Below are 22921 nucleotides of genomic sequence, written 5' to 3' on the forward strand. Positions count from 1 at the left end.
TTCATGCTTCCCGAGTACGGCAGGCCCGTCACCGAACTGCTCGCCGAGCTGACCGCACTGAAGGAGGCCGACCTGCCGGTGCGTGGCGGCAAGGTGACGGCCTACGTCTACGACACCGGCCTGCCGGAGGTGCACGAGGCCGCGCACCGGGCGTACGCGGAGATGCTCGAAGTCAACATGCTCGACCCGACGGCCTTCCCCAGCATGGTCGCGCTGGAGCGGCAGGTGGTCGGGGCCGTCGCCGAGCTGCTCGGACGGCCCGGTGCGCCGGGCATCTTCACCAGCGGCGGAACCGAGTCGATCATGCTGGCCGTGAAGGCCGCCCGCGACGCCCGTCCCGGCGCCACCCGGGTCGTGCTGCCGGTCACCGCGCACCCGGCGTTCCACAAGGCGGCGCACTACCTCGGCATGGAGATCGTGCCGGTCCCGGTCGACCCGGTCACCTATCGGGCCTCCGTCCCGGCGTTCGAGGCCGAACTGGACGATCGTACGGCGCTGGCGGTGGTCTCCGCGCCGTCCTATCCGCAGGGCGTCGTCGACCCGGTCGAGGAGGTGGCCGCGCTCGCCGCCGCGCGCGGCGTGCCGTGCCACGTGGACGCCTGCGTCGGCGGATGGCTGCTGCCGTGGCTGCGCGAGGCGGGCGCCGCGATCCCGCCCTTCGACCTGAGCGTGCCCGGCGTCACCTCGATCTCGTGCGACCTGCACAAGTTCGGGTACGCGCCGAAGGGGGCGTCGGTGCTGCTGTTCCGCGACCCTGAATTGCGCCGCCGGGCCTACTTCGCCTCTGCGGCCTGGCCCGGCTACACGATCATCAACGCGACCGTGCAGAGCTCGCGGTCGGCCGGGCCGCTCGGCGGCGCCTGGGCCACCCTGCAGGCCCTCGGCCGGGAGGGCTACCTGGAGCTCGGCCGCAGGACGCTGGAGGCGACCCGGCGGCTGGCGGAGGGCGTGGGGAAGATCCCCGGACTGCGGGTGCTCGGGAAGCCGGAGGCCGCGCTGGTCGCCGTCGCCGGCTCCGCCGAGGTGGACGTCTTCGTGCTCGCCGACGAGGCGCGCCGGCTCGGCTGGTTCCTCCAGCCGCAGCTGTCGTACGCCGGGATCCCGGCCAACATCCACGTGACGGTCACCGGTGTGACGCTGGCGGGGGTGGACGCGATGCTGGAGGTGATCGCGGAGGCGGCCGAGGCCGCCCGGCGACGGGGACCCGCCGAGGTGCCCGATGGCCTGCCCGAGCTCATCGCGTCCCTCGACCTCGACGCCCTGGACGACGCCACGTTCACCGAGCTCGCCGCGTCGGTGGGGATCGACCTCACCGCGACGGGACAGCCCGGGATGGCGGTCGTGAACGCCGTGCTCGACGCGCTGCCGGCCGCGACCCGCGAGGCGATCCTCGTCCGATTCCTGTCGGTTATGTACTCCTGATGCGGCTGTCTTCCCGATCTTCACCTTTTGGGTGCGCACCCGCCCGTTGTCCGTCATCTGGCGTTGATCAGATGCCTCCGCAAGCAAGCACGAGCCAGCGAAGGCATCTACGTGGATCACAACAGTTTCCGGCGCTGGGCGACGGCCACGGCGGCCCTGGCCCTCTCGGTGACGACGGCCCTGCCGGCCGCCGCCGACGCCGCACCGCCGCCGGTGGACGTGCAGCTCCTTTCGTTCACCGACCTGCACGGCTACCTGACGCCGCAGAACGACGCGGCGAACGGCACGGTGAAGGACGCCCAGGGAAGGACGATCGTGGTGGGGGGCGCCGCGTACATCGCCGCCCACCTGAAGAACCTGCGGCAGGGCCACGACAACTCCATCACCTTCACCACGGGCGACGACTTCAGCGGCTGGCCGGTCGAGGTGGCCTACCACGAGGACGAGCCCACCGTCGAGTTCCTCAACTCCATCGGCGTGGAGTTCGCGGCGGTGGGCAACCACGAGCTGGACCGGCCGCTGGAGTTCCTCCGCGACCACATGGGCAAGGGCCAGTGCTTCGGCGTCGTCGACGTGGACAGCTGCTTCACCGACTCCACCGGCCGCAGGTTCCATGGGGCGGACTACGCGATCTCCTCCGCGAACGTCACCCGCAAGGGCTCCACCACGCCGATCTTCAAGCCGTACGTGATCAAGCACGTGAAGGTCCACGGCGGCCGGGAGGTCCGGATCGGCTTCATCAGCCTGACCACCACGACGACGGTCACCGGCTCGACGTCGTATCAGCCCGAACTGGACAACCTGCCGCTGGTCGAGACGGCCAACCGGTACGCGGCCGAGCTCAAGCGCCAGGGCGTCGAGGCCATCGTGGCCGACGTGCACGAGGGCGGCTCGGCCGGCGGCTACTACAACGGCTGCACCAACCCGTCGGGTCCGGTCGTCGACTTCGCCAAGCAGGCCTCCCCCGACATCGACGCGATCGTCACGGGGCACTGGCACGCGCTGTTCAACTGCACGATCCCCGACCCGGCCGGCAACCCCCGTCCCGTCGTCGAGGCGGCCAACCACGGACGCCTGATCAGCGAGATCAACCTCAAGATCGACCCGAGGACGGGTGAGGTCATCCGCTCCGCCACCACGGCGGTGAACCACCCGGTCACCCGGGACGTCGCCCCCGACCCGGCGGCGGTGCGACTCGTCGACTACTGGAACGCCCGGTCCGCGCGGACGGCCGCCCGCCCGGTCGGCAGGATCAGCGGCGACATCACGCGGACCCGCGCCGCCGACGGCGAGAGCACTCTGGGCAACCTCGTCGCCGACGTGGAGTACGCCGACGCGCGGCGCGGCGGGCCGGTCGACCTGGCGCTGGTGGCCGCGGCGCCGCTGAAGGGCTCCGCCAGCCTGCGCGGCGACCTGCGCTTCGCCAAGGGGGCCAACCCGGCGGACGCCGACGGCACCGTCCTGTTCGGCGAGGCCTGGGGCGCGTACGGCTACGCCAACCCGGTGCTCACCGTCTCGCTCACCGGGCGGCAGATCGAGCAGGCGCTCGAACAGCAGTGGCAGACCCAGGCGGACGGCACGGTGCGGTTCGGCCCGCTGGCGGTGTCGGCGAACGTCCGCTACTCCTATGACGCCTCCCGGCCGGTGGGCGACCGGATCGACCCCTCCCAGGTGCTGATCGGCGGCGCCCCGCTGGACCTCGGGAGGACCTACCGGGTGGCCGCCCTCGCGTACACCCTGATCGGCGCGGACGGCTTCACCGCGCTGACCGCCTTCACCGACCCCGTGCGCAACTCCCGCGACTACGACGCGTTCCGCGCCTACCTCCAGGCGAACGAGACGGTCGCTCCGCCCGCGCTCGACCGGGTGACCGCGCTCTGATTCAGGGCCGGCGAGGCGGGTCTCCCCTCCCGGAGACGGCCCCGCCGTCCACCGTCCCAGCAGACTCCCGCATGTCCCGTCGGCAACGGCGACCGGCCGCCGATCCGGTGTCCCGGCGTCGGACCGACCCAACGAACCGGAGCCTCCGTGCACCTTCGCAAGCTTCTGTTGAGCCTGACCCTCGCACCCGCACTCGCCGCGCCGACGGCCGCCCACGCCTCGGCGGCCGGCGGCCCCGGCGTGCTGCCCCAGAAGACCCACTTCGACCTGCAGGCCCACCGCGGCGGCATCGGCATGACGACCGAGGAGTCGCTGGAGGGCTTCGCCAAGGCCCTGCGCCTCGGGGTCACCACCCTGGAGCTGGACACCCACGTCACCAAGGACGAGAAGGTCGTCGTCAACCACGACCGGCAGATCAGCGCCCAGAAGTGCCGCGACACCGGGCCCGTCGTGCCCGGCGACCCGATGTACCCGTACGTCGGCAAGTACATCAAGGACCTGACCCTGGCCCAGATCAAGACCATGGACTGCGGCTACCAGCAGCTGCCCGGGTTCCCCGAGCAGGAGGTGATCCACGGCTTCCGGATGGCCGAGCTCAAGGACGTGCTGGACCTCGTCAGGAGCTACCACGCCAAGCAGGTCACGTTGAACATCGAGACCAAGGTCGAGGCGGGCGCGCCGGAGCAGACCGCGCCACGCGAGCTGTTCGTCCGCCGGGTGTACGAGGAGATCCACGCCTCGGGCATCGAGGATCAGGTCACCATCCAGTCCTTCGACTGGGGCGCCCTGAACGAGATGCACAGGCTCGCCCCGGGCTGGCCGCTGGTGGCGCTCACCAACTACGACTTCCTCCAGGTGGGCAGACCCGGCGCCTCGCCGTGGCTCGGCGGGCTCGACGCCGACGACTTCGACGGCGACTTCGTGAAGGCCGCCGCCGCCATCCCCGGCGTCACGGCGCTGTCCCCGGTGTACGGCTTCCCGCAGAACGGGAAGATCAGTGACCCCGGTTTCCGCTTCTACGTGGACGAGGCGATGGTGACGCGGGCGCACGCGCGCGGTCTGAAGGTCATCCCGTGGACCTGCGACGACCCGGCGACCATCGAGGCTCTCATGGACATGGGCATCGACGGCGTCATCACCGACTATCCGAACGTCGTCCGCCGGATCATGGCCGACCGCGGCATGCGGCTGCCGAAGGCCTACGAGCCGCACTGACGGTCGCGCCCCGCGCTCGAACCGCGCTCTGATCCGGCGCCGGCAGGGCCGCCTCCCTCATCCGGAGGCGGCCCTGTCGCGGCTCACGGACCGGCGCTCACAGTGCTGCATCCTGGGGAGACGGCGTTCTCCTGCCGGCCCTCCCTGCTCTCAGCGCCGCCAGGGCCGGCACCGCCACCGTGAACGCCAGCGCCACCAGCAGCGCGCTGACCCACAGCGGAGATCGGTAGCCCAGCCCGGCGCCGATGGCGACCCCGCCCAGCAGGGGCCCGGCGGTCGCGCCCACGTTGAAGGCGGCCGTCGCGAACGAGCCGCCCAGCGACGGCGCGTCGGCCGCCGCGTAGAGCGCCCGCGCGATCAGCGTGGAGCCGACGGCGAAGGACAGCGTGCCCTGCACGAAGACGAGCACGAACACCGCCGCCGCGTTGCCCGCGGCCGCGCCGAACACGATCCAGCCGGTCAGCAGGGCCAGGCCGCCGGGCACCAGCAGCCACATCGGCCGCCTGTCCGCCATCCGCCCGCCGATCGACACCCCGGCGAACGACCCCAGGCCGAAGAGCGCCAGCAGCACCGGCACCCACTGCCGGCCGTACCCGCCGACGTCGGTGACCACCGGAGCCAGGTAGGTGAAGGTGCAGAAAGTGGCGCCGTTCACCAGGGCGCCCAGCAGCAGGGTCACGAGCAGCCGGGGCCGGCGCAGCGCCCGCAGCTCCCGCCGTGCGTCGGGTACGGCCGCGTCCGGCGGCGTGGCCGGAACGGCGCGCGCGACCGCGACGACGGCCGGCACCGAGACGACCGCCACCGCCCAGAACGCCGAGCGCCAGCCCCACACCTGGCCGAGCACGGCGCCGGCCGGCACCCCGGCGACGCAGGCGAGCGTGATCCCGCCGAGCAGTACGGAGGCGGCCCGGCCTTTGGCGCCGGGCCCGGCCATGGCGGTCGCCGTCGCGAGACCCACGGCCAGGAACCCGGCGTTGGCCAGCGCTCCGGCGACGCGGGCGGCCAGCAGAACGCCGAAGCCGGTGGTGACCGCGCCGGCCACGTGAACGATCATGAAGACGGTCAGGAAGACCAGCAGCGCCCGCCGTCTCGGCCACCGCAGGCTGAGGACGGCCGTCAGCGGCGCGCCCACGATCATCCCCACGGCGAAGGCCGACGTCAGCGCCCCGGCGGCCGGGACGGACACGTGCAGGTCACGGGCGATGTCGGGCACCAGGCCCGACAGCATGAACTCGGAGGTCCCCTGGGCGAAGACCGCCAGTCCGAGCATGTAGATGGCGATTGGCATGACAACTCCACACCGCGTCGCAAACGTCATAGACGTCGCGAAAGTGTCGATGAAGGACACGGCGCGCCGCGGCGACGGCCGGACGACGAGGGAAGGTCCGGCCGGGCACGCGGGGTCGCCGCACGAGGACACCCGGGTTCCGGTGACGCGGTCGGCGACCATGACGGTGACGGTGGTGCGGAGCCCGGGAGAAACGGCCCGTACGACGGTGATCCGGTGACAGGCACGGCGCAGCCGTGCCGGACGCGATGCGCCCCGGCGTGGGGATCCGGCGCGGCGACTCAGCCGCGCGACGCATCAGCCACCGGATGACCGGTGGCTAGCGTCTCGACGCCTCGGGGCTGGACATGGGTGACACGTTAGTTACGGTGTGAGCGCCCTGTCCATCCCTTTGATCACGACAGCCGGGGCCCCCGGGGATCCGGGGCTCCCGCCACCCGGGCTCACGCGCCGGCGAGGCGGGCGATCACCGCGAGAGCCCTGCGGGCGCTCGCCGCGTCGTGGACCCGGAAGACCCGCGCGCCCTGCAGCGCCGACACGGCGAGCGTGGCCAGCGTGCCGGCGTGGCGCTCCTTGACGGGCAGCCCGCCCAGCGTCTCGCCGACGAAGTCCTTGTTGGAGACCGCCACGAGCACCGGCCACCCCGTGGCGGTCATCTCCCCGAGCCGCCGGCTGACCTCCAGCGAGTGCCAGGTGTTCTTGCCGAAGTCGTGAGCCGGGTCGATGAGGATCGCGTCGCGGCGGACTCCCGCGGCGACCGCGCGCTCCGCGAGGTCCGTCGTGTACGCGACCACGTCCGCCACGACGTCGGCGTACGCGACGCGGTGCGGCCGGGTGCGCGGCTCCACCCGCCCGGCGTGCGCGCACACCAGGCCGATGCCGTACGCCGCCGCGACGCCCGCGAGGCCGGGGTCCACGCCGCCCCAGGTGTCGTTGAGCAGGTCGGCCCCCGCCTCGGCGACGACCTTGGCCACCTCCGACCGCCAGGTGTCCACGCTGATGATCACGTCGGGATGCCGCTCGCGCACCGCGGCGACGACCTCCGCCACGCGGCGGATCTCCTCGGCCGGGTCGACCTCCGTGCCGGGACCCGCCTTCACGCCGCCGATGTCCACGATGTCCGCCCCCTCGTCGATGAGACGGGAGGCGGCGTCCACGGCGGCCTGGAAGGCGTAGGTGGACCCCCTGTCGTAGAAGGAGTCGGGGGTCCGGTTGACCACGGCCATGACCGCGAAGTCACCGGGACCGAAGGCACGGCCGCGCAGGCGCAGGACGGACGGCGTGCCGGGCTGCGAGCCGGCCTGCGAACCGGGCTGCGTGATGGGCGCCCCGGTGGGCATCGGCGAACTGGACACGCCGCCAGCGTACTGCCGCCGTCGTGCTGAGGACCGTCCCGCGGATCCCATCGTGGCGAGGTGCCGCCCGGGCTGAGCAGTTCTACTTCCGCCCGCGTCGGGAACCCGTCATCACGATGTCGACGGTCCGGGCCACGGGGGAAACTACCTATGTTGGGCCGTCGGGTGGGCTACCTCGGTTTTCCCCGTTATCGCGCAGCGGTCCGCCGTGAATGCTGGTTGACGGAGGCCGGCACCCGCATCCGGCCGTGGACGAGGAAAGCGACGATGAACAGCATCTCCAACCGGATCGAGCATGCCGAGCGGATCGCGGAGCGCGCGCTGAGCCAGCAGCGGCGGTTCGCCGCGGACGCGTCGCACGAACTGCTCACCCCCATCGCCGCCATTCGAGCCCAGCTGGAGGCCGCGCGACTCTACCCCGACGACGTGTCCGAGGCGATCGACGGGGCGCTGCGAGCCACCGGCAGGCTGGAGGCGATCGTCTCCGACCTCCTGTTGCTGACGAGTATCACGACGATCACACCGTCCGAGAGAGAGGAGATCGACCTCGGCCGGCTCGTCGCCGCGGAACTGGCGCACAGGCGGGCCCACCGCCCGCTCGAGGTCCACCTCGCCCCGGACGTGATCGTGCGAGGGCTGCGGCCGCTGCTGGCCCGCGTGGTGAGGAATCTGCTCGACAACGCCGAACGGCACGCCGCCACGGCCGTCCGAGTGGACGTCCGCAGGGACGGCGAGCGGGCCGTCCTCGCGGTGGGCAACGACGGCGAGACCATCCCCGAGGCCGACCGCGAGCGTATCTTCGACCGCTTCTTCCGCAGGGACACCGCCAGGAGCAGGTCCGCGGGCGGCTCCGGCCTCGGGCTCGCCATCGCCGGGGAGGCCGTCAAGGCCCACGGCGGGGACATCTCCGTCCAGGACGCCCAACCCGGGACGCGGTTCGTCGTCCGCCTGCCGCTCACGCGGCCCGCCGAGACCACGCCGGAGGAGCGGAGGGGACAGGTCGTGCGCCTGCGCGGCACGTCCCCGAGGCCGGGCCCGCCGTCAGCGGAGGGCGCCGCGCTGCGGCTGCCCGTCTTCCACGCCGGTGAGACGGCCGCGGCAGGCGCCGACCCGGAACGGCGAGGCGTTCGGGCGCTCGCCGAAGGCGGTGGAGAGGCCGGAGATCGCGTGCTCCTCAGCGTGGACGGGGAGGTGGCGTGGCTCTGCCGCGATCCCGGCCGTCCTGACCACCGTCCTGATCACTGGCCTGACCACTGGCCTGACCGCCGTCCTGACCACCGGCCTTCCGTGCGGTCACCCACGCGGCGATCTGGGCGCGGGAGTTGAAGCCGAGCTTGGTCAAGATGTGCTCGACGTGGCCCTCCGTGGTTCTCAGGGCGATGACGAGTGCCGAGGAGATCTCCCGGTTGCTCATTCCCTGGGAGACCAGCTCGGCGATCTCGCTCTCGCGCCTGGTCAGCGGTGACGCCGCCGGTATGGCTGCCTCCTGCGGTTCCTCGCCCCGGTCCTCGGTCCCGCGCGCGTCCACCGGCTCGCCGAGCGCCTCGGCGACGGCGTCGTCCAGCGTCAACCGCCCTCCCTGGCGCAGCGCGCGGTCGAAGGCCCGCTCCCCCATCTGCGCCCGGAGCGCGTTCACACACCGCTCGTGGAACTCGCCGTGCTGCACCATCCACAGGGCGCTCATTCCGGCCGTCCGGCACACCCCCACCGCGGCGCCGAACATGCGGGCGGCGGCGGCGTGCCGGCCCTCGCTCTGCATGATCCAGCCGAGCGCTTCCATCGACGTCCCGATCGCAAGCCGGTCGTCGAAACCGCGGCCGACCCGCAGGCTCTCACGGGCCAGAGACGCCGCCCGGGCGTTGTCCCCCCGCTGCCAGGCCTGGATGGCGCACACGTTCAGCACCCAAGATCGGATCCAGCTCTCACCATGGCGCTCGGCGATCGCGAGGCTGCGCTCGAGCAGCCGCGCCGCCCGTTCCAAGTCGCCCAGGTAGCCGACCGCGGCCCCAAGCGAGAAGAGGCCGACGACGAGGGCGATGCCCTCCCCGGCGGCGGCGAGCCCCGCCACGGCCTCCTCCAGCACGACGGCAGCCCGGGCGTGGTCGCCGCTCTGGTGACTCGCTATGCCGGCGACCAGCGACGCCCATGCCAGGATCCTGGCATCGTTCAGCTTCTCCGCGAGCGCCCGGCCCTCGCCGATGCGAAGCTCCCCCGCCGTCGGGTCGCCCTGCATGAACGCCAAGTGCGCGTCGGCGCACAACGCCTCGGCTCGTACGGCGGTCGGCCCCGGAGTCGCCTCCAGCAACCGGTCGAGCCAGTAACGGCCCTCGCTGTAGAACGCGTTGGGCATCCAGAGGGGATCGAACAGGAGCATGGCCATGCGCAGCCCGGTCTCCGCCTCACCGGGCTCGCTGAGGCAGAACTCCATGGCGGCGCGCAGATGTGCCCGCTCCAGCCGCAACCGGGCGTACCACGTCAACTGGGCGGGGCCGAACCACTCGGCCACCGCCCGCTCGACCAGACGGAGGTAGTGGTCACGGTGGCGCCGGGCCAGCGTTCGCCGCTCGTCGGGCCCCTGCAGCCGAAGCCTGCCGAACTCCCGCAGCGTCTCCAGCATGCGGTAGCGGACCTGGCACCCGTGCTCCTCGCGCAGCAGTAGCGACTTGTCCAGCAGCGCGTCGATCAGATCGAGCACGTCCTGCTGTTCGATGCCGTCGCCGGTGCAGACCGCCTCCACGGCCTCGAGATCGAAGTGGCCGGGGAAGATCGAGACGCGGCTGCACAGCGTGCGCTCGGGCGGGGAGAGCAGTCGGAAGCTCCAGTCCACGAGCGCGTGCAGGGTCCGCTGGCGCGGGACGAGGGTCGGGCTCCCGCTCGTGAGCAGGCCATACCGGTTGTCGAGTCGTTCGAGCAGCGCGTCGACCGTCAGCGCCCGCAGCCGTACGGCGGCCAGTTCGATCGCCAGCGGGATCCCGTCCAGCCGGCGGCACAGCTCGACCACGGCGTCCTCGTTGTCCGCTGTCAGGCGGAACCCGGGCACGACGGCCGCCGCCCGCTCCAGGAACAGGCAGACTCCGTCGTAAAGCTCCGGCGCCTTCCCCGGGAGCCGCCGGTCCGGCTCGGGAAGCGCGAGCGGCGCCACCTTCATCTGGTGCTCGCCCATGACCCCGAGCGACTGGCGGCTGGTGGCGATGATCCGCAGATCGGGAACGGCCCGCAGGAGCCGGTCGGCGAGCGACGCGCAGGCGTCTCGCAGGTGCTCGCAGTTGTCGAGCACGAGCAGCGTCCGCTGCGCCGACAGCGCCTGGATCAGCGAGGTGAGGGAGGACTTCTCCGACTGGTCCCGCACGCCGATGGTCGCCGCCACCGTCTCGGTGACCAGCTCCGGGTCGTCGAGGGCGGACAGATCGACCAGCCAGACCGCCTCGAACGCCCGGTGCTGCTCGGCGGCGACCCGCAGCGCGAGCCGGGTCTTGCCGACGCCGCCCGCTCCCGTCAGAGTCACCAGGCGCGAGATGTTCTGCAACCGGCGGATCTCGGTCAGGTCCCGCCTGCGGCCCACGAAGCTCGTCAGCTCGGCTGGAAGGTTGCCGACCCGACGCGCGAGCGGCGCGCTGGTGACCACCACTTCACGCTAAGCAGGACGAACTACCAGGTCAAACGCACTGTTGTCACCGCGACACCGGGCCGCCCGACCGCCTCCCTTCGACCGGTACGCCCGGGAGTCCGGAGCTTCACCGGCCCGCCGGCGGTCTTGCCGGTATGGGTCACCGTGGCGCGACCGGGACAGGTATCGCTCGACGGACGAGGCGATGGAACGATCCAAACAACCGGCATGCGATTCATGCCGCGGAGCCGCCCTCGGCCAGGGCCACGAAGTCCTGCGCCATCGCGGGCAACCGCCGCCGGGCGTGGACGACCGCGATGATCTTCCGGAGCGAGGGATCGAGCGAGCGGACCACGAGACCGGCCCTGGCCGCCTGCTCGGCCATGCCCCGATACCACAGCAGCGAGGCGCGCCCCTCCCGTACGATCCGCAGCCAGCCCCGCCGCTCGTCGGACTCGACGGCCGGGATCGGGCGGACGCCGTACGTGGCGAAGATCTGGTCGAACTCCCTGCGGCGGGGGTTGCCGGGGGCGGGCAGCACCAGCCGCATGCCGTCGAGCCGGGCCACGGGGACGGGATCGGGCAGGTCGAGGCCGGGCGGGGAGATCAGCACGATCTCCTGGCGTTCGAGCGGGTGGCTCACCAGGTCGGTGGGCACCGGGAGGTCGGTCAGCCCGAGATCGGCGCGCTGTTCGCGTACCGCGCTGACCACCCCCTCCCGGCCCTCGCACCGCACGATGTGCACCCGGATCCCCGGATGCTCGGCGGCGTAGGCGGGCAGCAGGCGCCCGGCGAGACCGGGCTCCAGGCTCGGCGTGGACGCGATCCGCAGTTCGGCGCCGGAGGAGTTGCCCTGCGTCGCGAGGGCCTCGATCTCCGCCACCGCGTCGAGGGCCTCGCGGGCCAGCTTCACCACCCGGCGGCCCTGGGCCGTCACGACGACCCCGCGGCCCGAGCGCGCGAAAAGCGTCATTCCGAGTTCACGTTCCAGGTCGCGTATCGCGCGGGACAGAGCAGGCTGCGCGATATAGAGCGATCTGGCGGCATCGGTCATGGTGCGGTGCTCCGCAGTGGCGACCACGTAACGGAGCTGCTGCAGATTCATGCGAAAAACGCTAGGGCAGACGAGCCCGGCGATTCCGGAACATCGCAGAGATCACGCCGGTCGATTACACATCGTGCCCGACATCTGCTACATCCGTGATGGATGAGAAAACAGTATTCTTTTGCCCCAAATCCACAAAGGGGGCAATGTCGTGGCGCAGCAGTACCCTCCCCAGGAGCCGCCCGGGGAGAGTTCTCCCTATTCAGGACCGCCGTATTCGCCGCAACCGGAGGCCGGGCCCGCCTCGCCGGACGGATCGCGATCCTCCGGCCCGGCCCCGGGGCCGTACGGTCCGCCGGGGTGGGGCGGCCCGGAGGGCGGCGCGTGGCAGCAGGCGCCCGGCGCCGCTCCCTACCCGCCGCCGCAGAACGGCTCCCAGGCGCCGGGAGGTCAGGCCTACGGCGGCCCCTATCCGCCCGGGGCACATCCCCAGGGCCCGTCCGCGTACCCGGGGAACGCACCGTCCCACGGCCCGGCCTATCCGGGGAACGCCTCGCCGCAGGGCGGCCCCCAACCTTCCGGCCCTCCTGTTTCCGGCCCTCCTCTTTTCGGGCAGCAGCCTCACGGCGCCGTCTCCGGCATGCCGCAGGGCGGCACCGCCTACCCGCCGAGCGGGCCGCCGCAGGGCGCGGGGGGCTACCCCGGAACTCAGCCTCAGGGCGGTGTTCCGAGCCCCGGACCGAATGGCGGCACCCCCTATCCGCAGGCCGCGCCGCCCTATAGCCAAGGCGCCCACCCGGGGGCCGAGGCGCAGGGGGGCGCCTATGCACCGAACGGCCCATACCCGGGCGCGACGCCCTACCAGCCCGGGCCCCAGTTCCAGGCCGGGACACAGTTCCCGGGCGGGGCACAGTTCCCGGGCGGGGCACAGTTCCAAGGCGAGGCACAGTTCCCGGGCGGGGCGCAGTCGCAGGCCCCGGCGTGGCCGGACGCGGCGGGCGCCGGACCGCACGCACAGCCCCCCGCGCAGTCCCTCGCGCAGCCTCCCGCACAGGCTCAGGCGGGGCCCTACGCGCAGTCCTACGCACCCCCGCCGTCCCCCGCCGCCCCACCCGGCTCTCCGTACGGGCCGCCGAACGGAGCGGCGGGCCACCAGGCAGGCCACGCGTACGCGCCGAACGGGCCCGCCTACCCGCAGGCGGCGCCGCCTCAGGGAGCGCCGTTCCAGGTGCCGCCACCGCAGGCGCCGCCACAGGGGTCGCCGCAGGGGCCGGGGTGGGCCCCGCAGCCTCCGCCTCCCCCGCGCGGGCCCGCCGCCCCGTATCCGCCGCCCGCCTGGCGGCCGCCCCGCCGCAAGTCCGGCGCGGGGGCGGTCGTCGGCGCGCTCATGGGCGTGCTGGCGCTGGTCTTCGTGCTCGTCGTGATCGTGAGCGCACTGGCCGGTCTGTCGGACCACGACGAAACGGTCTCGCCGGTCGCGATCCCGACCTTCACCTTCTCGCCGTTCCCCTCGCACGAAGCCACCACGGACACGGAACCGACCCACAAGCCCACCTCGAAGCCGACGTCGCAGCCCACGACGCGGCCGACTCCGGTGCTCAACCGCACGACGAAGAACAACACCCTCTATCGGGCAGGATCGCTGCCGAAGACGAACTGCCGGGCCGGGAACGCCAGCATCTACAACCACGCCCAGTTCAAGGCGCTGATCCTCAAGACCGGCGCGTGCATGAGCAAGGCGTGGGCGCCGGCGCTGGAGCGGGTCGGGATCGACTGGAGCCCGCCGAAGTACATGATCGCGGCCCGCAAGGGCAGGGGCGCGTGCGGCGACTATCCCTCCCCCGGCAGCAACGTGCCGTACTACTGCCCGAGCAACAGCACGATCTACGCCTCCACCTCGGCCATGACGAGGGAGTACGGCCCGCTCGGTTCGTGGAACGGGATCATCATCAGCATGATGGCCCACGAGTACGGCCACCACATCCAGAGTCTGTCGGGCATCTCCGACTCCTGGTGGCGGCAGACGCTCGACTCCGGCTCGCGGAGCGGCAAGATGGCTCTGAGCCGCCGGCACGAACTGCAGGCGACGTGTTTCGGCGGCATGTTCATGCGGTCGGTCGCCGCCTCGTATCCGATCGACACCACCCGGCGCAACACGCTCCTGTGGGCGTACAGCCACCTGGGCGACCAGCCGGGAGGGCCGCGCGACCACGGAAACACGCGCAGCAACGCCGCCTGGTTCCGCCAGGGATACACCCGCCCGATGGCCTACCAGTGCAACACCTGGGTGGTCGGCTCCAGTTCCGTGTCGTGATGGGCCCCCCGGTTTACGTCTACCTTGTCCGGATATGGGGGTTAGAATCCCTGCCACAGCTTCGGAGGAGAGAGCGGTGAACCATGCGAGGCGGGGGTCCCGCTGACGAGGCCGGAGGGCCCCTGGAAGGTCAGCGGCCAGGTCAGCCCGGTGGAAACACAGGTCAGCCCAGTGGAGCCAGCGGAGACACAGGCCAGCCCGGTGGAAACACAGGTCGGCGTGGTGGGGGCGGGGGCGGCAAGGAACCCGCGGGCCCGCCGCCCACGGCGGCCGCGCGCGGCGAGGGGCCGCGCTTCGGCCCTCGGCTGACCACCGCCTCCCTGATCGGCTGGACGGCGCTGTCGGCCGTCGTACCCGGGGCGGCCCACCTGCGGGCGGGCAACCGCCGCACCGGGATCGCGCTGCTGGCGACGTTCGGCGTCGTGCTGGTCGCCCTGGTGGTCCTGGTCCTGCGACTGAAGGACAACGCGGGGGTCGCGCTGCGCGGCAGCACGATGACCGCCATCATGGCCGGCGCCGCCGTGTGCGCGCTCGCCTGGTTCGCGCTCGTGCTCCTGTCGTTCGTCGCCCTGCGTCCGCAGCGCCTGACGCAGACCGGACAGGTGGTGTCCGGCATCGTCGCGGGCGTGCTGTGCGTGGCCGTGATGGCCCCGTTCGCCTTCACCGCGAACACGATCAGGACGGCCAGCCAGTTACTCGACGACGTCACGGCTCCGGTGGAGGGCTCGACCCCCGTCCCCGTACGGGCCGAGGACCCGTGGAACGGCCGCACGCGCGTGAACTTCCTGCTGATCGGCGGCGACGCGGCGGGCAACCGGCTCGGGGTGCGCACCGACTCGATGACCGTGGCCAGCGTGAACATCGCCACCGGCAACACCGTCCTGTTCAGCCTGCCGCGCAACCTCCAGTACGTCCGCTTCCCCCCGAGCAGCCCCCTGCGCAAGGTGTTCCCCAACGGCTTCAACGCCGAGGGACAGGGCCTGCTCAACTCCGTCTGGTACTACGCCGACAACAACCCCCAGGTCATGGGCGGCAAGAACAAGGGCGCGCAGGCGCTGAAGGACGCCATCGGCTACACCCTGGGCCTGAACATCGACTACTACGCGATTGTCGACATGTACGGCTTCGCGGCCCTGATCGACGCGGTCGGCGGGCTCAAGATCCGGGTCGAGCAGGACGTCAGGTGGGGCGGCAAGTTCGGCACCGCCGGGACCATCAAGGCCGGTTACCGGACGCTCAACGGCGAGGAGGTGCTCTGGTATGGCCGCTCGCGGGTGGACAGCGACGACTTCTCCCGCATGGCCCGCCAGCGCTGCGTCATCGGCGCGCTCGCCCAGCAGGTCACCCCGGCCACGGTGCTCGCGAACTTCAACAAGATCGCCGCGGCGGCCCGGCACATGTTCCGCACCGACATCCCCCGCGACCTGCTGGAGCACCTCGTCCCGCTCGGCATGAAGGTGCGCAGCGCCAAGATCACCAGTCTCCAGTTCGTGCCGCCTCTCATCTACACCGGCAACCCGGACTGGGTCAAGATCAGGCAGCTGACCAAGGAGGCGATCCGGCAGTCGATGTCCGACCGGGGCGCCGTCGCGGCCACCGCCTCGCCGATGTCGTCCGCCGGATCGGCGGCGTCCGCCACCCCCTCCGGTTCGCACTCCCCGTCCGCGTCGCCGAGTCCGTCTCCCTCCCGTACGCCGGTCGTCGCCGGGGCGAGCCCCCGCAGGACGCCCACCACGAACGACAAGGCGGCCAAGAGCCTGTCGGAGCTGTGCGGCTTCTGAGTCAACGCTTCTGAGCCAACGCTCCTGAGCGGGCGACACCAGCGGGTTTTTCCGCGAAGGCGTGGACGCCGCCCTCCGGATGCAGCAAGGTTGTCACGTAACGTATCCACCCAGTCACGATCCGCCTAGTAACGGAGTGGACTCGTCGTGCGCGTACTCATCCAGTTGCGTCCGTCCCCCGATCTGGTCGCCGCCGTCGCCGACCCGTCGGTTCCCTCGATGGCGTCGGACGTGGCCGACGGCCTGCCCGGGGTCGTCCTCGACCACTCGTACGCCCCCGTGGCCGTGCCCCGCCCGATGCCCGCGTCCCCCGGCGGGGACCCGCTGTCGCTCAACCAGCCGCTGGTCTTCTCCATGGCGCCCCAGGACGCCTCGGTCGTGGTCCGCGGGGAGATCGCCGACGACGAGGTCACCAGCAGGATCGCCCTCCTGCCCGCGGCCCGCCGCGACGTGGTCGCGGTGTACGCCGACCCGGCGATCGAGACCTCGCTCACCTGCGGGGGCGACCCCGCCGTCGGCGACTGGCACGACGTCGAACGCCTGCTGCGCGTGCCCGACCTGACGGCCGAGGGGCTGGACGGCTCCGGCGTCCCCCTCGCGGTCGTCGACACCGGCATCAACGCGGCGTACGTCAAGTCGGCCCGCGGCCACGACGTGACAGTGGATCACGAGCGGAGCTGGAACCCCCAGAGCGTCTCCGGAACCCCGGGGGACTTCCCTGTCGACCACGGCACCATGTGCGCCTTCGACGCGCTGATCGCCGCGCCCAAGGCGTCGCTGGTGGACGTGCCCGTGCTGCTGTCGCGGCGGCAGGGCGGCTCGACGCTCGACGGCCTGCTGTCCGACGCGATCGCCGCGTACGCCCATCTACGCGAGATCCTCGACGCCCAGCCCGCCGAGTCGCGGGCGCTCGTGGTGACCAACAGCTGGGGGTCCTTCTCCCCCCGCTGGGACTTCCCGCCCGGACACCCCGGCAACTACTCCGACAACCCGGCCCATCCGTTCAACCTGATCGTCGGCAGCCTGGCCGAGGCGGGGGCGGACATCCTGTTCGCCGCGGGCAACTGCGGGACGCAGTGCCGCGACAGCAGGTGCGCCTACCCCGACCGGCCCATCGTCGGGGCCAACTCCCATCCCCGCGCGCTGTCGATCGGCGGAATCGACACGGCGGGCACACGGGTGGGCTACTCCTCGCAGGGCCCCGGCCGGCTGGCCGCGCGCAAGCCGGACGTCTGCTCCTACACGCACTTCGCCGGCTCTGGCGCGCTCGGCGACGGCGAGCCCGACTCGGGCACCTCGGCGGCCTGCCCCGTCGCGGCCGGGCTGGTCGCCGCCGTACGCTCCCGCTGGCCCTCGACGGTGCTGCCGCCCGCCCAGCTCAGGACCCTGCTCCGCCGGACGGCCGATGATCGCAGTGCCGTAGGGTATGACCACGACTACGGATACGGCGTGGTGGACGCCGCCGGCATCATCGCCGCGCTGCGCCGCCGAGCCGCGAAAGCGGCCTGAGTACCACAGCGCCGCGAGAGCGGCCTGAGGCCGCCGCGGCGTCCGGTGACGACACGTCCAGCAGGGGAGGCGGGGCCGGTGGCCGAGGTGCTCATCACCGTGCGGCTCGCCGCGCCCGCGACGCTGGAGGCCGCGATGCGGCGGCTCGGCCTCACCGAGGACGAGGTCGACGCCGCGTACGGCCTGGTGCCGGTCGATCCCGGCAGGAACCTGTACGTCCTGCGGGTGACGGAGGACGCCGGACGGCGCGTCGGCGACTCGGGCGCGGCGGACGGCGGGCCCTACTCCGATCCGCCCATCGAGCCCTACGGCCCGCCGCGATGACCGCTCCCGTCTGGGTGGTGTCCGGTCCGCCGGGCGCGGGCAAGTCGACCGTCTGCGACCTGCTGCTGGCCCGCCTCGACCCCGTGCCCGCCCTGCTCGACAAGGACACGATGTACGGCGGCTTCGTCGAGGCCACGCTCGCCGCGTACGGCAGGCCCCCCGGCGAGCGCGAGGGGCCGTGGTACGACGATCACGTCAAGCGGCACGAGTACGCCGGCATGACGGCGACGGCCAGGGAGATCCGTTCCCACGGCTGCCCGGTGATGCTCGGCGGGCCCTTCACCTCCCAGGTGCACGACGCGGCGCTCTGGCACGCGTGGGTGGAGGCGCTGGGCGGACCCGAGGTGCGCCTGATCTGGATCCGCTCCGACGGCCCGACGCTGCGTGAGCGGCTCATCCGCCGGGGCCTCGCCAGGGACGGGCAGAAGCTGGAGAGGTTCGCCGAATATCTGCGCGCCATCCGCGTCGACGAGCCGCCCGCCGTGCCGTACGACGAGGTCGACAACCGCCTCGGCGCGCCCCCGCTGGAGGTCCAGATCGACCGGCTGCCGGCGAGGGCGTAGGCGGCGCCTCCCATCGTTCCCGCCTGGTGCTGCGCAAAAGGGGGAATGTGAGGCAAACGGTCGGTCGCCCCTCTCACTTCAGTCGAACGGACGGTCGAGTCCGTTACCGTCCGAGGCATGGAGGCGATGCGCTTCCGTCGCGCCCGGGCGCGGTCCCGATCGGTCACGGAACATGGAGACGACCTTGAAGGCAGTCACGATCCAGGCATTCGGAAGTCCCGAAGGTCTGGCGGTCATCGACCTCCCCGCCCCGGCTCCCGCCGCCGGGCAGGTGCTGATCGCCACCGAGGCGATCGGCGTCGGCGGCGTCGACGCCGTGATCCGAAGCGGCGCTCTGGCCGCCTACGGCTTCTCGGGAGGCCTTATCCCCGGCAGCGAGGTGGCGGGCACCGTGATCGCCGTCGGCGACGACGTCGGCACGTCGTGGATCGGGCAGCGGGTGTGGGCGTTCACCGGCGTGGGCGGCGGCTACGTCGAACAGGCGATCGCCGCGGTCGAGGAGATCCTTCCCCTTCCCGCGAACCTGTCCGCCGTCGACGCGGTGACGCTCGGGAGCTCCGGAGTGGTGGCCCACTTCGGCCTTTCCCATGCCCGCTTCGCTCCCGGCGAGTCGGTGCTGGTACGCGGCGCGGCCGGCAGCATCGGGATCATGACGGTCCAGCTCGCGGCTCACGGCGGTGCCGGTGCGGTGGCGGTCACGACGTCGTCGGCCGAGCGCGGCGAGCGCCTGCGCAGGCTCGGCGCGACCCATGTGCTCGACCGCTCCGGCGAGGGCGGCGCGGACGCTCCCGCGGGCTACGACGTCATCATCGACATCGTCGCCGGCGCGGACATGCCTTCGTTCTTCGCCAAGCTCAACCCGAACGGTCGCCTGGTGGCCGTCGGCGCGGTCGGAGGCCAGCCGCCGGCGGACTTCGGCATGAGGATGATGGCGGCGTTCCGTAAGTCGATGTCGTTCGCCACGTTCAGCGCCGACACCGTGGCCGGGCCCGATCGGCGTGCCGTGAGGACCGAGCAGTTCGCCGCCGCGAGTCGCGGCGCGCTGCACACGGTGGTGCACGAGGTGCTGCCGTTGGAGCAGGCCGTGTCGGCGCACCGGAAGATGGACGCGGGTGAGGTGTTCGGCAGGATCGTGCTGACACCGTAGCCCGCGCGGCTCACGCCGGTCGCCGGTTACACGATCACGTGCCCGTACGCGGCGGCGAGCGGCCGCAGGTCGGGGACGCCGAAGGCCGCGCACATCGACGCGAACGTCTCGGCCTTGTCCTCGCCGTAGCGGCGGACGTGGGCCGCGTAGGCGTCGGCGGTGACGAATCTCGGCGGGTCGGTCTTGCTGTGGAACTTGTCCGCGAACATCACGAGCTCTTCCTCGGCCGACTCCGCGTGATAGTCGGCGGGAGGCAGCGGCAGGCCCTGTCGCAGCACGTCCTCCCGGCTGATCCCCACACCCGTGTGGTGAGAGCAGAACCGGCACAGGCTCTCGGGTAGTCCCTCCCCGCGGAGCAGTTCGTGGCCGAGGATCCCGTGGCGCACGTAACCGGCGTGGTCGAGCCGTCCGTCCTCGTCGTAGAGCAGGTAGACGCCGATGTCGTGCAGGAGGCTTCCGGCCCGCACCAACTCGGCGTCGACGTCGAGCCCGGCGCGGTCGGCCAGGCGCAGGGCGATCGCGCAGACGATCTCGCAGTGCGTGTGGACGAGGTCGAACGCTTCCTCCGTGGGCGCGTGTTTCGCGTGCAGTGCGCGGATCTCAGCGTCCGTCGGAAGCCGCATGCGCGGAGTCTAGCAAGCGACGATCATGGGCCATGAGACGCGGCTCAGGAGGGCACCCGCTCGCCCAGGCTCTCGCGCAGGCTCCTGATCTCCTCGCGCAGGGCCGACAGCTCGGCGAGCGTCGAGCGGTCGTCCCTGGCCTCCTCCTCCATCGCGCTCACCACGACCGCGATGAAGAGGTTCAGCACGACGAAGGTGCAGACCAGCACGAACACCACAAAGTAGATCCATGACGAGGGATGGCTCTCCATCAGCTGCCGGTTGATCTCCGACCAGCCGTCCCCCGTCATGACCTGGAACAACGTGTACAGCGACGTGGGCAGGTCGCCGAAGTACTCGGGCGCGGCGGCGCCGTACAGCTTGGTGCCCATGACGGCGCCGACGTACAGGACGAGGCCGAGCAGGACGACGATCGAGGTCATCCCCGGGATGGCGGTGAGCAGCGCGGAGACCACCCGCCGCAGCGACGGCACCACCGAGATCAGCCGCAACGCCCGCAGGACGCGCAGAGCCCGCAGCACCGACAGGCCGCCCGCCGTGGGGAGGAACGAGAAGCCGATGATCAGCAGGTCGAAGACGTTCCAGGCGTCGCGGAGGAACCGCCACCCGTAGACGTAGATCTTGGCCAGAATCTCCGCCACGAAGACGTACAGGGCGACATGGTCGGCGACGTGCAGTTCCGTGCCGTACCGGGCGACCGCCTCGGCGGAGGTCTCGACGCCCAGCGTGGCCGCGTTGAAGAGGATCACCACGGTGATCGCCTGCTGGAACCGCCGCGACTCGATCAGGCGGCGGACACGTTCACGCACGAAGGACTCCTGGGGGGCCATGAAAGATCGCCACAGAGCCTAGTGCCCCCGTCGGACAATTCCGCGCTCCGGTTGGGCCGGATCCCCGGCCGCAGCCGACCCGTCGGGCGCCTGGCACGACACCTGGACGGGGCCGGTGCTTTCGCTACGCTGGCCCGCGGAGCGGTGATCGCGATGGATGAGGGGCTACATGGCCGAAAGTCCGTTACGTGCCGGAGACCCTGAACGGCTGGGTGACTACCGCCTCGTGGGCCGCCTGGGGGAAGGCGGCCAGGGCGTCGTGTATCTCGGCGAGACCCCGGCCGGGGAGAAGGTGGCGGTGAAGGTCGTGCGGGCGCGGCCGTCCATCGGCGTTCCCTCGTCCTTCGCCAGGGAACTGGCCGCGGCACGCCAGGTGGCCGAGTTCTGCACGGTGCGCATCCTCGACGCCAGGCTTGACGCCGACCCGCCCTACATAGTGAGCGAGGTCGTCGACGGTCCGTCGCTCCAGCAGGTGATCGAGAGCGGCGGGCCGCTCAGGGGCGCGGTGCTGCACCGGCTGGCCATCGGCACCATCACCGCCTTGGCGGCCGTCCATCGAGCGGGGGTGGTGCACCGCGACTTCAAGCCGAGCAACGTGCTGGTCGGCCCCGACGGGCCACGCGTCATCGACTTCGGCATCGCCCGGCTGGTGGACGCCTCGGCCACCACCGGTCCCACCGCCGGCACGCCGCCCTATATGGCGCCCGAGCACTTCCGCGGTGACCGGATCGGCCCTCCGGCGGACGTGTTCGCCTGGGGCTCCACCATCACGTACGCGGCCACGGGGGCGCCGCCGTTCGGCCGGGACACGCCCGCGGCCATCGCTTACCGGATTGTGCAGGGCGAACCCGTCCTCGGTGACCTGGCGGGCGGGCTGCGCGACCTGGTGGCACGCTGCCTGGACAAGGACCCGACGCGACGACCGACCGCCCGCGAGGTCCTCCTGAGCCTCCTGGACGACGTGCCGTCCTCAGGCGGGGACGTCGCAGCGCTCCAGATGGGCCGGCAGGCGGCGATCGGGCAGATCGCGCCGGAGACGACGGGCGGCGGGGAGCACCGGCTTCCCCGCCGGGCTCTGCTGGCCGGCACGGGAGCGGTGGTCGCGGCCCTCGCGGGGACCTGGATCGCGGTCTCCCGCCTGCCCGCAGGCACCGGCGGAGCCACGCCGTCGGTGCCGGGGGAATCGCCCGTGCCGATGGCCGCGTCCGGCTCCTCCTCCCTCGCCGCGGGCGGACCCACCGCGAGCGTCCCCGCCTCGCCGGACTCCACGGCCACCGGGACCGCTTCGCCGTCGGCGAGCCCGGCCCGTGCGGCCGTGCCGTCCCCGGTCGCGGCTCCCGGGACTCCCGCGGAGCTGGGCGCGGCGATCGACGCCGCCGTCACGGCCGCCCCCTCCGCGAGGTTCGCCTGCGAGGGGGCGTTCACCCAGAGCGACACCTTCCTGCGGGCCGACGGCCGGTTCACCCATGATCCCGGAGGCCAGTACGACGGCGACTCCTACGACATGCGCGTCACCTATCCGGAAAGCGAGCGGAAACGCGTCGTCGTCATCGCCGACGACGTCCGCCTTCCGAACGGCGAGAGGCTGCCGCTGGATCTCGACCCGCAGGGGCCGGCCGCCCGTGGGCGCGACGGCGCGGCGGCGGGCGCCGCGCTCTTCATCCTCGTCGGCTCGATCCCCACGATCCTGACCCTCGTCGGCGCCACCCCGAGGGTCTACCGCTCCGGGAAGGACGGCAGGACGTACTCGGGCGGTGTCCTGGTCGCGGACGTCGGTTACGTGCTGCGCGGTTTCCTCGCAAGCTGGCTGAGCCCGGCGCGGGGCCTGGACAGGTCCCGCATCTCATACACGCTGACACTCGACCAGGAGGACCTGCCGGTCAGGTTCGTGTTCACCTGGAAGGCGTCCGTGCCGCAGTTGGGACTGCTCTCGTCGTCCTTCACGACGACCTACCGTGCGTGGGGCCCGGCCCGGCCGATCGTCGCCCCGGCTTCCTGAACCGCGCTCCCTCTTCCT

General features: G+C 72.1%; 16 protein-coding genes and 1 pseudogene. 11 read left to right on the forward strand and 6 right to left on the reverse strand.

All coding sequences use genetic code 11. From position 1 onward, the window contains the following. Positions 1-3: 3 nt before the first annotated feature. From HHX35_RS32160 to HHX35_RS32170, 3 genes are all read left to right on the forward strand, one after another. Positions 4-1422 (forward strand): aspartate aminotransferase family protein, encoded by a 1419-nt coding sequence (locus HHX35_RS32160; RefSeq protein WP_182902425.1) that lies wholly within the window; start codon positions 4-6, stop codon positions 1420-1422. Between the two features lie 111 nt (positions 1423-1533). Continuing rightward, positions 1534-3303, forward strand: coding sequence for a bifunctional UDP-sugar hydrolase/5'-nucleotidase (locus tag HHX35_RS32165; protein ID WP_220506152.1), 1770 nt, complete (start codon positions 1534-1536; stop codon positions 3301-3303). 147 nt (positions 3304-3450) lie between these two features. Beyond that, positions 3451-4518 carry a glycerophosphodiester phosphodiesterase family protein gene (locus HHX35_RS32170; RefSeq protein ID WP_182902426.1) on the forward strand — a complete coding sequence of 356 codons (1068 nt, stop codon included), beginning with the start codon at positions 3451-3453 and terminating at the stop codon, positions 4516-4518. A gap of 97 nt (positions 4519-4615) precedes the next feature. On the opposite strand, the gene HHX35_RS32175 is transcribed toward HHX35_RS32170, so the two are convergent. Further along, a complete protein-coding gene (locus tag HHX35_RS32175) occupies positions 4616-5806 on the reverse strand; it encodes a Cmx/CmrA family chloramphenicol efflux MFS transporter (protein WP_182902427.1) in 1191 nt (396 codons plus the stop codon). A gap of 443 nt (positions 5807-6249) precedes the next feature. Then, on the reverse strand, positions 6250-7032 hold the full coding sequence (gene folP / locus HHX35_RS32180) for a dihydropteroate synthase (RefSeq protein ID WP_259405614.1): 783 nt from the start codon (positions 7030-7032) through the stop codon (positions 6250-6252). Between the two features lie 396 nt (positions 7033-7428). Between folP and HHX35_RS45225 the strand changes: the two genes are divergently transcribed. After that, positions 7429-8487 carry a HAMP domain-containing sensor histidine kinase gene (locus HHX35_RS45225; RefSeq protein WP_182902428.1) on the forward strand — a complete coding sequence of 353 codons (1059 nt, stop codon included), beginning with the start codon at positions 7429-7431 and terminating at the stop codon, positions 8485-8487. 31 nt (positions 8488-8518) lie between these two features. Here HHX35_RS45225 and HHX35_RS43960 read toward each other — a convergent pair. Then, a pseudogene (locus HHX35_RS43960) lies at positions 8519-10789 on the reverse strand (AAA family ATPase); the annotation flags it as partial. A gap of 214 nt (positions 10790-11003) precedes the next feature. Then, positions 11004-11873 carry a LysR family transcriptional regulator gene (locus HHX35_RS32190; RefSeq protein ID WP_182902429.1) on the reverse strand — a complete coding sequence of 290 codons (870 nt, stop codon included), beginning with the start codon at positions 11871-11873 and terminating at the stop codon, positions 11004-11006. A gap of 1168 nt (positions 11874-13041) precedes the next feature. Here HHX35_RS32190 and HHX35_RS43965 point away from each other — a divergent pair. From HHX35_RS43965 to HHX35_RS32220, 6 genes are all read left to right on the forward strand, one after another. Continuing rightward, a complete protein-coding gene (locus HHX35_RS43965; protein ID WP_310739449.1) occupies positions 13042-14127 on the forward strand; it encodes a neutral zinc metallopeptidase in 1086 nt (361 codons plus the stop codon). Between the two features lie 83 nt (positions 14128-14210). Further along, positions 14211-15908, forward strand: coding sequence for an LCP family protein (locus HHX35_RS32200; RefSeq protein WP_182902431.1), 1698 nt, complete (start codon positions 14211-14213; stop codon positions 15906-15908). A gap of 147 nt (positions 15909-16055) precedes the next feature. Next, the gene (locus HHX35_RS32205) at positions 16056-17417 is read left to right on the forward strand and encodes a S8 family serine peptidase (protein ID WP_182902432.1); all 1362 of its coding nucleotides are present in this window, start codon (positions 16056-16058) and stop codon (positions 17415-17417) included. A 78-nt stretch (positions 17418-17495) separates the two neighbouring features. Continuing rightward, positions 17496-17741 (forward strand): hypothetical protein, encoded by a 246-nt coding sequence (locus tag HHX35_RS32210; RefSeq protein WP_310739451.1) that lies wholly within the window; start codon positions 17496-17498, stop codon positions 17739-17741. Further along, positions 17738-18304, forward strand: a complete 567-nt coding sequence (locus HHX35_RS32215) for an AAA family ATPase (RefSeq protein ID WP_182902433.1) — start codon at positions 17738-17740, stop codon at positions 18302-18304. Before HHX35_RS32210 ends, HHX35_RS32215 begins: the two co-directional genes overlap by 4 nt. Before the next feature lie 184 nt (positions 18305-18488). Further along, positions 18489-19451 carry a zinc-dependent alcohol dehydrogenase family protein gene (locus HHX35_RS32220; protein WP_182902434.1) on the forward strand — a complete coding sequence of 321 codons (963 nt, stop codon included), beginning with the start codon at positions 18489-18491 and terminating at the stop codon, positions 19449-19451. A 26-nt stretch (positions 19452-19477) separates the two neighbouring features. On the opposite strand, the gene HHX35_RS32225 is transcribed toward HHX35_RS32220, so the two are convergent. Together HHX35_RS32225 and HHX35_RS32230 are read right to left on the reverse strand one after the other, a co-directional pair. Next, entirely contained in the window at positions 19478-20074 is a 597-nt protein-coding gene (locus HHX35_RS32225) for an HD domain-containing protein (RefSeq protein WP_182902435.1), read from the reverse strand. Positions 20075-20118: 44 nt separating this feature from the next. Next, entirely contained in the window at positions 20119-20883 is a 765-nt protein-coding gene (locus HHX35_RS32230; RefSeq protein WP_139572837.1) for an ion transporter, read from the reverse strand. A 190-nt stretch (positions 20884-21073) separates the two neighbouring features. Here HHX35_RS32230 and HHX35_RS32235 point away from each other — a divergent pair, with 190 nt between their 5' ends. Then, positions 21074-22903, forward strand: coding sequence for a serine/threonine-protein kinase (locus tag HHX35_RS32235; RefSeq protein ID WP_182902437.1), 1830 nt, complete (start codon positions 21074-21076; stop codon positions 22901-22903). The last annotated feature ends 18 nt before the right edge of the window (positions 22904-22921 follow it).

It is taken from the genome of Microbispora sp. H10830 (genome assembly GCF_014161375.1).
GTDB classification, from domain to species: domain Bacteria; phylum Actinomycetota; class Actinomycetes; order Streptosporangiales; family Streptosporangiaceae; genus Microbispora; species Microbispora catharanthi.